The sequence below is a fragment of the Roseococcus suduntuyensis genome, assembly GCF_014196305.1.
GTDB classification, from domain to species: domain Bacteria; phylum Pseudomonadota; class Alphaproteobacteria; order Acetobacterales; family Acetobacteraceae; genus Roseococcus; species Roseococcus suduntuyensis.
The window spans coordinates 181,366-195,139 of record NZ_JACIDJ010000006.1; the positions used below are offsets into that span (position 1 = coordinate 181,366).

The 13,774-nt window shown below is 70.5% G+C and carries 11 protein-coding genes; 9 read left to right on the forward strand and 2 right to left on the reverse strand.

The genetic code is table 11. The features are described 5' to 3' along the window. Positions 1–79: 79 nt before the first annotated feature. The 6 genes from pqqC to GGQ83_RS16255 all read left to right on the forward strand — a co-directional run bounded on the left by pqqC (position 80) and on the right by GGQ83_RS16255 (position 4,781). A complete protein-coding gene (gene pqqC / locus GGQ83_RS16230; protein WP_375781534.1) occupies positions 80–796 on the forward strand; it encodes a pyrroloquinoline-quinone synthase PqqC in 717 nt (238 codons plus the stop codon). Next, positions 793–1,053 (forward strand): pyrroloquinoline quinone biosynthesis peptide chaperone PqqD, encoded by a 261-nt coding sequence (gene pqqD / locus GGQ83_RS16235; protein ID WP_184385895.1) that lies wholly within the window; start codon positions 793–795, stop codon positions 1,051–1,053. The genes pqqC and pqqD overlap by 4 nt, the downstream gene beginning before the upstream one ends. After that, on the forward strand, positions 1,047–2,126 hold the full coding sequence (pqqE, locus tag GGQ83_RS16240) for a pyrroloquinoline quinone biosynthesis protein PqqE (RefSeq protein ID WP_184385896.1): 1,080 nt from the start codon (positions 1,047–1,049) through the stop codon (positions 2,124–2,126). The genes pqqD and pqqE overlap by 7 nt, the downstream gene beginning before the upstream one ends. Before the next feature lie 73 nt (positions 2,127–2,199). Then, complete coding sequence (locus GGQ83_RS16245) at positions 2,200–3,402, forward strand: PQQ-dependent sugar dehydrogenase (RefSeq protein WP_184385897.1); 1,203 nt, start codon at positions 2,200–2,202, stop codon at positions 3,400–3,402. After that, on the forward strand, positions 3,402–3,995 hold the full coding sequence (locus GGQ83_RS16250) for a c-type cytochrome (RefSeq protein ID WP_184385898.1): 594 nt from the start codon (positions 3,402–3,404) through the stop codon (positions 3,993–3,995). Before GGQ83_RS16245 ends, GGQ83_RS16250 begins: the two co-directional genes overlap by 1 nt. A gap of 63 nt (positions 3,996–4,058) precedes the next feature. Continuing rightward, a complete protein-coding gene (locus GGQ83_RS16255) occupies positions 4,059–4,781 on the forward strand; it encodes a tellurite resistance TerB family protein (RefSeq protein ID WP_184385899.1) in 723 nt (240 codons plus the stop codon). Here GGQ83_RS16255 and GGQ83_RS16260 read toward each other — a convergent pair. Next, positions 4,778–6,010 (reverse strand): MFS transporter, encoded by a 1,233-nt coding sequence (locus tag GGQ83_RS16260; protein ID WP_311728454.1) that lies wholly within the window; start codon positions 6,008–6,010, stop codon positions 4,778–4,780. The genes GGQ83_RS16255 and GGQ83_RS16260 overlap by 4 nt on opposite strands. Positions 6,011–6,376: 366 nt before the next feature. Here GGQ83_RS16260 and GGQ83_RS16265 point away from each other — a divergent pair, with 366 nt between their 5' ends. Next, positions 6,377–10,081 carry a histidine kinase N-terminal 7TM domain-containing protein gene (locus tag GGQ83_RS16265; protein WP_184385902.1) on the forward strand — a complete coding sequence of 1,235 codons (3,705 nt, stop codon included), beginning with the start codon at positions 6,377–6,379 and terminating at the stop codon, positions 10,079–10,081. Between the two features lie 15 nt (positions 10,082–10,096). Here the strand turns inward: GGQ83_RS16265 and GGQ83_RS16270 are convergent, their stop codons facing one another. After that, positions 10,097–10,891 (reverse strand): enoyl-CoA hydratase/isomerase family protein, encoded by a 795-nt coding sequence (locus GGQ83_RS16270; protein WP_184385904.1) that lies wholly within the window; start codon positions 10,889–10,891, stop codon positions 10,097–10,099. An 85-nt stretch (positions 10,892–10,976) separates the two neighbouring features. Between GGQ83_RS16270 and GGQ83_RS16275 the strand changes: the two genes are divergently transcribed. After that, positions 10,977–11,300: a SemiSWEET family sugar transporter gene (locus tag GGQ83_RS16275; protein WP_207018264.1), complete on the forward strand. Its 324-nt coding sequence runs from the start codon at positions 10,977–10,979 to the stop codon at positions 11,298–11,300. Between the two features lie 171 nt (positions 11,301–11,471). After that, a complete protein-coding gene (locus GGQ83_RS16280; protein ID WP_184385907.1) occupies positions 11,472–13,766 on the forward strand; it encodes a TonB-dependent hemoglobin/transferrin/lactoferrin family receptor in 2,295 nt (764 codons plus the stop codon). The last annotated feature ends 8 nt before the right edge of the window (positions 13,767–13,774 follow it).

A 13,774-nucleotide genomic window follows, 5' to 3' on the forward strand; every position in this document is an offset into this window, starting at 1 on the left:
TGCTCTCGCTGGAGGAATTCGAGACCGTTTTGCGCGCCATTGGTCCCGCCGCGGAGCGGCACAAGCCATGACGTCGCCGATGGCCCCTGATGCTTTCGAGGCCGCTTTGCGCGCCATCGGCGACGAGCGCTACCACATCCACCATCCCTTCCATCACCTGTTGCATGACGGGAAGCTGTGCAAGGCGCAGGTCCAGGCCTGGGCGCTGAACCGCTACTACTACCAGGCCTCGATCCCGGCGAAGGACGCCTCGTTGCTCGCCCGCCTGCCCACCACCGACCTGCGCCGCGAATGGCGCCGGCGCCTGGAGGACCATGACGGTGACGGCAGCGCGCCGGGCGGCGTGGAGCGCTGGCTGGCGCTGACCGACGGCCTGGGGCTGGACCGCGACTATGTGGTGTCGCTGCGTGGCCTGCTGCCCGGCACGCGTTTCGCCGTGGACGCCTATGTGCGCTTCGTGCGGGAGCGTTCGGTGCTGGAGGCCATCGCCTCCTCGTTGACCGAGATGTTCTCGACCAACATCATCCGGCTGCGCGTGGCCGGCATGCTGCAAAACTACGATTTCGTGAGCGAGGCGACACTCGCCTATTTCAAGCCGCGCCTGACCCAGGCGCCGCAGGATGTCGCCTTCGCGCTCGACTACGTGAAGCGCCACGCCGATACGGCCGAGAAGCAGGAGGCCTGCCTGGACGCGCTGCGCTTCAAGTGCGACCTGCTCTGGGCGCAGCTGGACGCGCTGCACCTGGCCTATGTGGAACCGGGGCTGATTCCCCCCGGTGCCTTCGTGCCGGCATGACAATTCCCCGCTTCGCCCCCGGCGTCCGCCTGCAGGAGGACCGTGCCCGCAACCGCTGGATGGTGATGGCGCCGGAGCGCATGTTCCTCCCCGACGAAACCGCGCTCGCCGTGCTGCGTCTGGTGGATGGCGCGCGGGACGAGGCCGCCATCGTGGCCGCGCTTGCCGAGGAATATGCGGCACCCGCCGACATCATCGCCGCCGATGTGCGCGCGCTGCTGGAGGACCTTCGCGTCCGGGGCGCGATCACGTGGTAGACGCGCCGCTCGCCCTGCTGGCGGAGCTGACGCATCGCTGCCCGCTGCGCTGCCCCTATTGCTCCAATCCGATGGAGCTGGCGCGCGCGGCGGCCGAACTCACCACCGCCGAATGGGCGCGTGTGTTCGAGGAGGCGGCGGCACTTGGCTGCCTCCAGGTCCATCTCTCGGGCGGGGAGCCGACCGCGCGGCGCGACATCGTGGAGATCACGGCGGCTGCCCGCGCCGCCGGGCTCTACACCAACCTCATCACGGCAGGCGTCCTGCTCGATGCGGGGCTGATGGAGCGGCTGGTGGCAGCCGGCCTCGACCATGTGCAGCTCTCGGTGCAGGACGCGGACGAGGCGGGGGCGGAGCGCATCGGCGGCCTCAAGGGCGCGCACGCGGCGAAGGCGCGCGCGGCGGCGCTGGTGCGCGCGGCCGGGTTGCCGCTGACGCTCAACGCCGTGGTCCACCGGCAGAACCTGCACAACCTGTCCGCGCTTGTGGAGCGTGCGCTGGAGTGGGGTGCCGCGCGGCTGGAAGTGGCGCATGTGCAGTATTACGGCTGGGCGCTGGCCAATCGTGACGCGTTGCTGCCCACGCGCGCGCAGCTCGATGACGCCACGCGCGTGGTCGAGGCCGCGCGTGCCGCCCACAAGGGCAGGCTGGTCATCGACTATGTGGTGCCCGACTACCACGCCACGCGGCCCAAGGCCTGCATGGGTGGCTGGGGGCGGCGCTTCCTGGGCGTTTCGCCCGCGGGCAACATCCTGCCCTGCCATGCGGCCGAAAGCCTGACAGGCCTCACCTTTCCCAATGCGCGCGAGACCAGCCTCGCCGCCGCCTGGGCCGACAGCCCCGCCTTCAATGCCTTTCGTGGCACCGCCTGGATGCCCGAGCCCTGCCGCGGCTGCGAGCGGCGCGAGGTGGATTGGGGCGGCTGCCGCTGCCAGGCCTTCGCGCTCACCGGCGATGTGGCGGCGACCGACCCCGCCTGCTCCCTCTCGCCCCACCACGGGTTGTTGCAGGCCGCGGTCGAACATGCCGGGGGTGAGGCATTCCGCTATCGCCAATACGGGCGGGCACGCTGACCGCACGCGCCTCTTGAAGGCGGCCGCGCCCCGCCCTTCTAATCATGGCAATCACCAATAACGGGAGGGACCCATGAATCCGCACATCGTTCCCGCGCTGGCCTCCGCCGCGCTGCTCCTGGCGCCGGGGCTGGCCCTGGCGCAGGCCGCCCCGCCGCCCGCCTGGGCGCAGGGCCGCTCGCCCGAGATGGCCAATTCCACCCTGGCCCCCCATGCCGGGCGCCTCACCGTCACCCCGCCCGACCAGCTGCCCACCGCGCAGCTTCGCGTGCCCGAGGGCTTCCAGGTGGAGCTCTGGGCGCATGGCCTGCCCGGCGCCCGCGTCATGGTGCGCGGGCCCAATGGCACCGTCTTCGTGGGCACGCGCGGCATCGGTCGCGTCTATGCCGTGCGCGAAGAAGGGAATGAGCGTCGTGTCAGCACCTTCATGCAGGGGCTCCAGCAGCCCTCCGGCCTCGCCATCCGTGATGGCGCGCTCTACATCTCGGCCATCAACCGCATGCTGCGCGTGGACAATGTCGAGCAGAACCTGTCCAACCCGCAGCCCGTGGACCTGACCTCGGCCTTCAACCTGCCCGAGGCGCCGCATCATGGCTGGACCCACATCGCCTTCGGGCCGGATGGGCGCCTCTACGTGCCGCGCGGCGTGCCCTGCAACATCTGCGACACGGATGGCGAGCGCTACGCCCTGATCGCGAGCTTCAACCCCGATGGCACCGACCGGCGCATCGAGGCGCGGGGCGTGCGCAATTCGGTGGGCTTCGACTTCCACCCCCGCACGGGCCAGCTCTGGTTCTCCAACCACGGGCGCGACTGGGCGGGCAATGACAACCCCTCCGACACGCTGCATGTGAACCTGCGCCGGGGCGAGCATCACGGCTTCCCCTGGTGCGCCAGCGGCTGGCAGGACCCGGCGGTGAGCGGCCGGCTGTGCAGCGAATTCCCGCCGCCCGCGCTGATCCTGGGGCCCCATGTGGCGCCCATCGGCACGCATTTCTACACGGGCACGGCCTTCCCCGAGCGGTATCGCAACGCGCTCTTCATCGCGAACCGCGGCTCCTGGAACCGTGAGCGGCTGGCGGGCTACGAGGTGGTGGTGGTGCGCGAGGAAGAGGGCGGTCGCCTGGTGCAGGAACCCTTCCTGACCGGCTTCCGCGATGACGCCAACCAGCGCTTCCTGGGCCGCCCCGCGGGGGTGCTCACCATGCCCGATGGCTCCATGCTCGTTTCCGATGAGCAGAACGGCGCCATCTTCCGCATCAGCTATCGGCGCTGATGCGGGCGCTGGCCTTTCTTGCGGCGGCCCTGCTGGCCGCCGCGACCCCGTCCTGGGCCCCCGCTTGGGCCGGTGACGCCACGCGCGGCGCCGCCCTGGCCGAGGCCCGCAATTGTGGCGCCTGCCACGGGGCGAACGGCATCAGCCCGGTGCCGCTGATGCCCTCCCTGGCCGGGCAGCAGGCGGAATTCCTTCTGGTCCAGCTCATCATGTTCCGCGAAGGGCTGCGCCCGGTGCCGGCCATGGTGGAGCCCGCGCGCGGCCTGACGGACGCCGAGATCGAGGACCTCGCGGCCTTCTACGCCGCGCTGCCCTCCGGCCCCGCTGCCACCGATCCGCGCAACGAGGCGCTGGCGACGCGCGGCGCCGAGCTCTCGGCCGCGCGCAATTGCGGCACCTGCCATCGCCCGGATTACTCGGGCCAGGCCCAGGTGCCGCGCATCAACCACCAGCGCGAGGACTTCCTGGTGCACACCCTGGCCGAATACCGCGACAACCTGCGCGTGGGCATGGACACGCAGATGAATGGCGTGATGCACGGGCTGACCAATGCGGATATTCGCGCCATCGCGCATTATCTCGCGCATCGCTGACGGCGCCGGCATCCCGGCCCACGCCACGGCGTTCTTCCCAGGCATTTCGAGGGGAACACGGCCATGGCGATCAACCTGCGCAACATCCTGGAGCAGATGATGGGCCCCGGCGCGGCGGGGCCGACCCCCGGCGCGCGTCCGGGCGAGGCGCCGCCCGGCCCCATGGGCAACATGTTCGGCGGATCGCTGGGCGACATGCTTGGCCGCATCCGCCCGCCCGCCACGGGCGGCCAGGCGGCGGCGGCCGGCGGGTTGCTGGGCGCGGTGCTGGGCGGTGGCCTCGCGCGCACGGGCGGCATGGCGCTCCTCGGGCTGCTCGCCCACCGCGCCTATTCCCAATGGCAGGCACAGCAGGCCGGCGCGGTCCAGACCCCCGCCGAGGCGGAATTCGCGCAGCCCGACGCGGCCGACAGCGCGGGCAAGCCCTTCGGCCTTTCCTTGATCCGCGCCATGGTCGCGGCCGCCCGCGCCGATGGCGCGCTGGACGCCGGCGAGCGGGAGCGCATCTTCGCCGAGGCCGAGCGGCTCGACCTCTCGGATGAGGATAAGGGCGAGATCTTCGGGATTCTCGACACGCCCGCCGACCCGCGCGCCGTGGCGGCCCTGGCCGCGACGCCGGCGCAGGGCGCGGAGCTTTATCTCGCTTCCGCCATGGCGATGGGCACCACGCACAACGCCTCGGAACGCGCCTATCTGGGCGCGCTGGCCAGCGCTTTGCGGCTGCCGCCCGAATTGCGCGCGCAGCTCGACACCCAGCTGCGCGAGGCGGCGGGGGAAGGCGCCTAACCCAACCCCTCGGCCGCCCGCAGCGACGCCCGCCATCGCCACGCGATGTAGAGCGTCGCCGCCAGGCCGAAGCCGGCGAAGAGCGTGGCCGTGCCCGCGAAGCCGATCCAGGCGATGCCGATTCCGGCCAGCAGCAACCCCATGGGCAGGCCGTAGATGGCCAGCATGCGCAGCCCCATGACCCGCCCGCGGAAGGCGGGGGCCGTGATGCGCAGAATGAGCACCGAGAGCGGCACCATGCACAGGCTCTGCAGAAACCCCGTCAGCAGCAGCAGCACCATGCCGAGCGCGGCCACCGCCACCCAGGCATAGACCAGCAGCAGCGCGAACCACAGCGCGGCCGAGGCCAGCATCAGCCGTGCGGGCCATGGTCCCACCCCGCCCAGCCCGATCAGCAGCGACCCCATCAGCGCGCCGCCCGAGAAGCAGGCGAAGAGCGTGCCGAGCCCCGTCTGCTCCAGCCCGTAGATGTCGCGCGCCACATGGGGCAGCAGCCCGCCCGTCAGCGGATAGGCCGCGAAATTGGTCAGGCAGGCCAGCGCCAGCAGCGCGATCAGCGCCGGGTTGTCCCGCGCATGGCCCACGCCGGCCGCGAATTCCCCCCAGACGGCGCCGGGCGAGGCGCGGGCACGGCCCGTGGCGTCGGGCGGCACCTCGCGGATGCCGAACGCCAGCAGCAGGCTCGCGGCATAGAGGCAGGTCACCGCCAGATAGGCCGGCCCCATGCCGAGCCAGGCGACCAGGCCCGCGCCCGTCAGCGCCCCCACCACACGGGCGCCATCCATGCTGACGCGCTCCACGCCCAGCGCGCGCGGCATCAGCGCGGCGGGCATGGTGGCCCCGATCAGCGCGTTGCGCACGCCGATGTCGGAGGGCCGCACCAGCCCCATCAGGAAGGCCATCACGAATACGGCCACCACGCCCAGGTTCCCGGTCAACACCAGCGCCGCCAGCACCGCCGCCTGCACCACATAGAAGCCGCGCATCGCCAGCAGCACCCGCCGCTGCCCCACCCGGTCGCCCGCGACGCCATAGAGCGGCGAGATCAGCGTGCCCAGGAATTGCAGCGCGCCGAAGATGGTGAGCGCCACGACCGAACCCGTCTCCACCAGCACGAACCAGGCCAGCAGCAGGGTCTCCATCTCGAAGGCCCAGGAGGTGGCGAGGTCGGAAGGCCACTGGAAGCGAAAGCTGCGCTGGCTGAAGGGTGAGCGGGTTGGTGGGGCCACCGGGCGCGGAGCCCCAGCCTGACTCATCGTTTTCCTCCGAGGCACGGAAGGGGAGCGCGCCCTTTGGGAAATTCTACCCGTCCAAGCAGCGCAGGAAAGGGCTACCCCCGCTGACGCGGCAATCCCGGTACCGCAAATATCAACCAGAGAAAGTCTATCTATGGTAGAGGTTCTGTGTTGGGCGTGCGCCAGATGGTAAGGCGTTACGAAATATCGTAAATTTACGAACTTGCCGTCACATAAGCCCCGCACCAGGAGTTCAAAGGGTTTGCCTGTCGTCCCGTGCCGCTTCGCTGTCGTGCGTCCCGCGGGGGCCGGGCCATGCTGACCGGCTGCACCTTTTCAACGCCAGGTGTCGTTGAACTTATGGTTGTTGCTATATGGCTTGGGGTCGCCACTGTCACCAGTTGGGTGCTGCGCCAGCACCCATTCTTCGGCAGGCCACATTTCATTTTGTGCAACTTCGCCATGCTCTGGTGGCTGGCCATGGTGCTGGGCGAGCTCGCGACGCCCATGTTGGGTTGCAAGATGTTCTTCGCGGCGGCCGCCTGGCCGGCCATCGCGCTGCTGCCCACGGCCTGGGCGCTGTTCCTGTTGCACTATTGTTTCCACATGCCCATCCGTCACGGCGGGGCGGAGGCGGCGCTGCTCTGGGGCACGGTTCTGGTCGTCTCGCTCATGGCGTGGACCAACCCCTGGCACGGGCTGTTCTACGGGCCAGGCACCACGCTCGCGCTGCGCGATGGCCGGTTGTCGGGCGTCTTCGACCACGGGCCGCTGTTCTACATCGCGGCCGCCTGGCTCTACGTGCCGCTGCTGACGGCGCTGGGCGTCGTCGTCACCGGCGCCTTCCGGGCCCCGGTGGCCCACCGGCCCTATTTCCTGCTGCTGCTCTTCATCACCGCCATCCCGCTGGCGGCCAATGTCGCCTACATCACCCACGGGGCCACGGTGGCGGGCTTCGACCCCACGCCTTTCGCCTTCGCGGCGGTGCTGGTGCTCTACACCGGCCTCATCTTCACCAACCGCATGTTCGACCTGACGGCCATCGCGCGGGATGTGCTCTACTACCAGCTCGGCTCGCCCGTGCTGGTCCTGGACGTGGCCGGCACCGTGACGGGGGCCAATCCGGAGGCCATGCGCCTCTTCCCCGGTGGCCGCGTGGGCCAATCCATCTGGCAATGGCCGCACATGCAAGGCTTCGGCGCGGCGACGGCGGAGGGAATGGAAACCCCCTCCAGCCTGGCTTTCGACGGCCGCTTCTTCGACGTGACGAACATGCCCATCCACAAGCCGCTGGGCCAGGGACGCGGCGTGATCGGCGCCGTCCTCATGCTGAACGACACGACGGAGCTGCGGCGCAACGCCCGCCAGCTGGAGGCTGCGCTCGAGATCAGCCAGCTGCGCCTGCACGAGATCGAGAACCAGCGGCGCCTGCTGCGCAGCCTCTTCGACCTCGCCCCCTTCGGCATCACGCTGGTCGAGACCGCGACCGGCCGGCTGCGCGAGGTCAATCCCGTCTTCGCCACCATGACGGCGCAGGCCGCGGCTCCCGGTGAGAGGCTGTCCGAGTTGCTCTCGGAGCCCGGCCGGGCCGTGCTGGCCGAGGCCGCGACACTGTCAGAGGGCGGGCGCGTGGGTCCGGTCGCGACCGAGGTCCGCCGACGGGATGGCGGTTTCGTCATGGTCGAATTGCAGGCCGTGGCGGCGGGGGCGGGTCTGCACTGGACCATCCTGACGGACCTGACCGAGACCCGTGCCCTGCAGGAGGCGCTGCAGGCCGAACGTGACTTCCTCTCGCGCCTCATGGCGACGTCCGTCTCGGCCATCCTGGCGGTGGACGAGGACCGCCAGATCGTCTTCGCCAATGCCGAGGCCGAGCGCCTGCTGGAGATGGACCGGGCGGCGCTGCTCGCCACCCGGGTCACCGATCCGGAATGGCACTACACCACGCCCGAGGGCGGGCCCGTGGTCCATGAGGACCTGCCTTTTCCCGTCGTGCTGCGGACCGGCCAGCCCGTGCGCGATATCCGGCTGGGCGTGGAGGGACCGGATGGGCGCCGGCGCATCCTGTCCATCAATGCGGCGCCCATGCACGCGACGGCGTTGACGCCGGGCCGCGTCGTGCTCTCGCTGACCGACATCACCGCGCAATGGGAGGGCCAGGCCGCGCTGGTCGCGGCGCGGCAGGAGGCCGAGGCCGCCTCCATCGCCAAGAGCCGCTTCCTGGCCAACATGAGCCACGAGATCCGCACGCCCATGAATGCCATCCTCGGGCTGCTGGCCTTGCTGCGCCGCACCAACCTGGATGCGCGGCAGGCGGACTATGTGGGCAAGACCGAGGGTGCGGCGCGCGCCCTGCTCGGCCTGCTGAACGACATCCTGGACTTCTCGAAGGTCGAGGCGGGCAAGATCGCGCTGGACCCGCGGCCTGTCTCGCTCGACGCCATGCTGCGCGAATTGGGTGTGATCCTGGCCGCCAACCTGGGCGCCAAGCCCATCGAGCTGCTCTTCGACATGGACCCCCGCCTTCCGGCACAGGTGCTGGTGGATGATCTGCGCCTCGCCCAGGTCCTGCTGAACCTGGCCGGCAATGCCATCAAGTTCACCGAGGCGGGCGAGGTGGTGGTCTCGGTGCACGCGATCGCGCGGGAGGGGGGGCGTGCCCGCCTGGAATTCGCGGTGCGCGATACGGGCATCGGCATCGCGGCCGACAACATGGCGCGCATCTTCGAGGGCTTCCTGCAGGCCGAGGCCTCGACCACGCGCAAGTTCGGCGGCACGGGCCTCGGCCTTGGCATCTCGCAACGCCTCGTGGCGCTGCTGGGCGGCGAGTTGCAGGTGGAAAGCACGCCCGGGAAGGGCAGCCGCTTCCACTTCGTGCTGGAGCTCGACCTGCCCGAGACGCCCGCCCGGCTGCCTGGCCCGGCGAAGCGGCTGCTCTTCGTGGACCCGCACCCGGCGGCGCGCAACATCCTGCCCCGGCTGGCGGCCCGGTTGGGCTGGCGGGCGGAGGCCGTCGCCGACACCGCCGCCGCCCGCGCGCGGCTTGATGCCCAGCGTTATGACGCCGTGCTGGTGGAGGGGCTACGGCCGGACACGCCCGAGGCCGAATGGGAGGGCGTGCTGGGCATGGGCACCGTCCATGGCTGCGAGGGCTATATCGCCGCGGGCGGCCGGCCCGGCCGCTTCCTGGTGAAGCCCTTCACCCCGGCGCAGTTGCGCGAGGTGGTGGAAGGCGCCCCGGCGCTGCCACCCCGCACCGTGGCGCCGGTCAGCACACGACGCCTGACCGGCCGGCGCCTGCTGCTGGTGGAGGACAATGTCATCAACCAGCAGGTGGCGCGCGAACTGCTGGAAGCCGAGGGCGCGCTCGTGACCGTCGCCGGCCATGGCGGCATCGCGGTGCAGCTGCTGACCGAGACGCCCGGACGCTTCGAGGCCGTGCTGATGGACCTGCAGATGCCCGAGATGGACGGGCTGGAGGCGACGGCGCTGATCCGAGGCCGGCTGGGCCTCAGGCACCTGCCCATCATCGCGATCACCGCCAATGCCATGCGCAGCGACCGCGATGCCTGCCTGGCCGCGGGCATGAACGCGCATGTGGGCAAGCCCTTTGACCTGGAGACGCTGGTGCAGACCCTGCTCTCCTGCTGGGACGGCGCACCCGCCGCCATGCCGCCCCGCGCGCCCGCGTCGCCGGATGTGCCGCTGATCGACATTCCCGCCGCCATCGCGCGCCTGGGCGACAACCAGGACCTTTTCGCCGAGACGCTGCGCGAGGCCCTGCCGATGATGGAAGCCGCCCCCGCCGAGGTCGCCGCGCAATGGCGGGCCGGCACCCATGCCGATGCGCGCCGCACCGCGCACACGCTGAAGGGCCTGGCCGGCATGGTGGGCGCACCCTTGCTGGCGGAGGCCGCCGCCCGGCTGGAGGCGCAGCTCAAGGCGCGGCCGGAGGATAACCCGGCCGAGGCGCTGGACGAACTGCGAAGCCAGCTCGCCCCCAGCCTGGTGGCGCTGGGTGCATGGCTGGACGGGCTGGATGCCGGAAGCGGGGCGGCGGGATGATGCGCCCCGCGGCCCTCACTCCGTGAGGTCCGGCAGGCGATAGCGGTCCTGGGGGTCGTTCCAGCCCTTGAAGCGGGGCGGGCGCTTCTCCGCGAAGGCGGCGCGGCTTTCGATCAGGTCGCTTTTCGCGCCATGCTCGTGCAGCGCGGCGGCCAGCGTCCGCTGGGCGGGGCTGGGGGAAGGGCGCATGCGGCGCATCATGTGGACCGTGTTCACCCGCGCGGCGGGCGGCAGGGTGAGCAGGTGGCGGGCCATGTCCAGCGCGGTGGGGATCAGTTCCTCCGGCGCCACGAGGCGGTTGAGGAAACCCAGCTGATAAAACCGCTCGGCGGTGAAGCGGTAGCCCAGCGCCATTTCCATCGCGACGGGGTAGGGCATGTTGGCCAGGTGGCCGTGGTTGTAGCCGCCCAGCAGCCAGCGCTTCGCCTCCGAGACCTCGAAGATGGCGTTTGTGCTGGCCACCCGCAGGTCCGTGCGCTCCACCAGCATGAAGCCGCCGCCCATGGCGAAGCCGTTGATGGCGGCGATGACGGGCTTTTCCAGCGTGCCGGCGGCGAAGGGGTCCTCGATGTCCGGCCGACGGCCGCCGGGGGTGCCGTGGGCCAGGGATTCCTTCATGTCCTCGCCCGCGCAGAAGCCGCGGCCCGTGCCGGTCAGGATGGCCACCTCCAGCGCCGGATCGTGCCGGAAGTCGGTCCAGGCCCGCGCCAGTTCGGTGCGCATCTCGTGGTTCAGGGCGTTCAGGCGTTCGGGCCGGTTCATCCGGATGATGAGCACCTGGCCATGGGTTTCGGTCTCGACGGTGGGCATGGGCGTGTCCTCGCGCGGTTCGGGCCATGAAAGCGGAGGCGGGGGGCGGGGCCAACCCGGGCGCCCACCGCGCGTTCATCGCCGCATGGACATGGAAGCGGCGCCGATCATCGGGGGGCTCGCCACCCTCGCCTCGGTGATCAGCTTCACGCCCCAGGCGTGGAAGGTGATCCGCACGCGCGACACCTCCAGCATCTCGACCGCCATGTATGCCGTGACGGTGGTGGGTTTCGCCCTGTGGCTGACCTATGGCTGGCTGCTGGGGCAATGGCCGCTGATCGTGACCAACGGCGTGTGCCTGCTGCTGTCGGGCTTCATCCTCGTCATGAAACTGCTGCCACGACGCGGGAAGAAGGCGGTGGCTGAGGCGCTGTCCGTGCCCCCGGCCGGAGAGCCTGACGCGCGCTAGCTTCGGATTCGAGCGGGGGCGGGAACACACGCGGCACGGCCCATGGGCCGGCCCCGCACAGCCTTACCTGGGCGGAAAGCTTCGCCGCGCCCCTTTCGCGCCGGATGACCTCTTGACGATGCGAATGATTCGCAGTTGCAGTGTGGCCCTCAACCCTGGGAGAGCCACAACATGCCCCACCCGTCCCGCCGCCGGCGGCGGACCCCGCTTGCGATCGCATTGATCGCGGGCGGCCTCACCCCCATCGCCGCCTCGCCCTGGCACGCCGCCCGCGCGCAGACGCCCGAGCCCAATCCGGCCGATGTCCGCCTCGATGCCGGCATGCTGCTGCCCCCCGTGAACACCACCGCGCTGCGCAATGAGCGCCGCCTGTTCGACACGCCGGCCACCGTGGACGTGATCCCGGGCCGCGATCTGGATGAACGCATGGTGCGCAACGCCGAGGACGTGTTCCGCTACACCCCCGGCGTCTTCGTGAACCGCCAGACCAGCGGCACCGACCCCTTCCGCAGCCTGGGCGGCATCACCATCCGCGGCGTCGGCAGCAACCGCGTGCTGACGCTGGTGGACGGCTTCCGCACGCTGGAGCGCATCACCGACAACACGCGCGACGTGGTGGACCCCTGGAACCTCAGCCGCGTCGAGATCCTGCGCGGTCCGGGCTCGGTCCTCTATGGCTCGGACGCGCTGGGCGGCGTGGTGAACTACATCACCCGCAACCCCAACGACCTGATCCGGCCGGGGCGCACATGGGGCGGCGAGATCGGCACGAGCTGGGATTCGCTGGACAACAGCCTGGTCACCCGCGGCACCTATGCGGTGCGGGCGGGCGATGTCTCGGCCATGCTCTCCTACCAGCGGCGCGATGCGGATGAGCCGCGGCGCACCCGCTCGCGCTCGGTGGGCGGCATCTGGAACTGCCCCCGCAACCCACAGGCGACGCCCTGCGACCGCTTCGACCCGCTCGACATCAGCAGCAACAACGTCTTCGGCCGCATCGTCTGGGACCCCAACCCCGATGTGCGCCTGCGCGTGACGGGCGAATGGCTGGACCGCAGCACCGATGTGGACCAGCGCTATGACCTGGGCGCGGCGACGGGGGGCATCACCAACCTCTCCTACCTCCGCAACCAGACCATAAGGCGCGGGCTCTTCGCGGTGGACGGGCAGTATCGCCCGCAGGTCTCCTGGCTGGACGAGGTGCGCGTCATGCTGGGCTATTCGCCGCAGACCATCGAGCGCACAGGCACGCGGCTGCGGCGCCTGGCCAATGGCCAGGAGCAGACGGTGCGTGACGCGCTGACCTATTCCGAGGACCTGCTCCAGGGCGAGGCACAGTTCCGCTCCAGCTTCGACCTGCTGGGCGCCCGCCATGTGCTGACCTATGGCTTCGCGGGCAGCCTGACGGCCACCGACTATGCGCGCGAGGACGTGACCACGAACCTCGCCACGGGTGTCGTCACCACCGCCCGCGCCGGCGGCTTCAACTTCGCCAATGCCGACACGCGCCGGCTGGAGGGCTTCCTCCAGGACGAGGTGACGCTGTTTGGCGGGCGCCTCACCCTCACCCCCGGGATGCGCCTGTCCAACACCAACATCACCCCACGCCCCGACGCGGATTATCGCCTGGTGACGGGGCGGGAGCCGCGGACGCTCGACCAGACGAACCTGGCTTTCGGCGTCGGCGCCATCCTGCGGCTGGATGAGCGTTTCTCGCTCTACGGAAACTACGGCGAGGGCTTCAAGATGCCCACCGCCGAGCAGCTCTTCACCTCGCTGCCCAGCACCACCTTCAACCTGATCCCCAACCCCAACCTGCGGCCCGAGCAGGTGCGCAGCTATGAGGCCGGCGTGCGGATGCAGTTGCAGAACGCCTGGCTCAGCCTGGGCGCCTTCCGTGGCGAATACACGGACTTCATCCAGAGCTTCGTCAGCATCCCGAACAGCATCGACATCACCTACCAGAACCTCAGCGAGGTGACGTTGCAGGGCATCGAGGTGGCGGGCGCCTGGCGGGCGCATCCGCGCTGGCTCTTGCAGGCTTCCGCGTCCTGGCAGGAAGGAACGCAGCGCGTGACGCGCGGTGCGGCGCGCACCAATTTCGACGGCGCGCGCCCCTTCCTGATCAGCAGCGGCGTCACCTATGAGGACCCGGACCTCCGGCTGCGCGTCTCGCTCAACAACATCACCTCGGCCGGGGTGACGCAGGTCAGCGACCCGCAGCGCTACCGCCCGCCCGCCTACACCGTGTTCGACCTGACGGCGTCCTGGCGGCCCATCGAGCGGCTGGAGCTGAACGCCGGCGTCTTCAACCTGCTGAACGCCCGCTACGTGCCGCTGGCGCCGGGGGGGACGAGCTACAACCAGTCGCGCTTCACGACCGACGACACGAAGCGCGTGAACCCGATCGAGCTGCAGGTCGCACCCGGCACCAGCTTCCGCGTGGGTGCCCGCTACACCTTCTGACGGCGCCA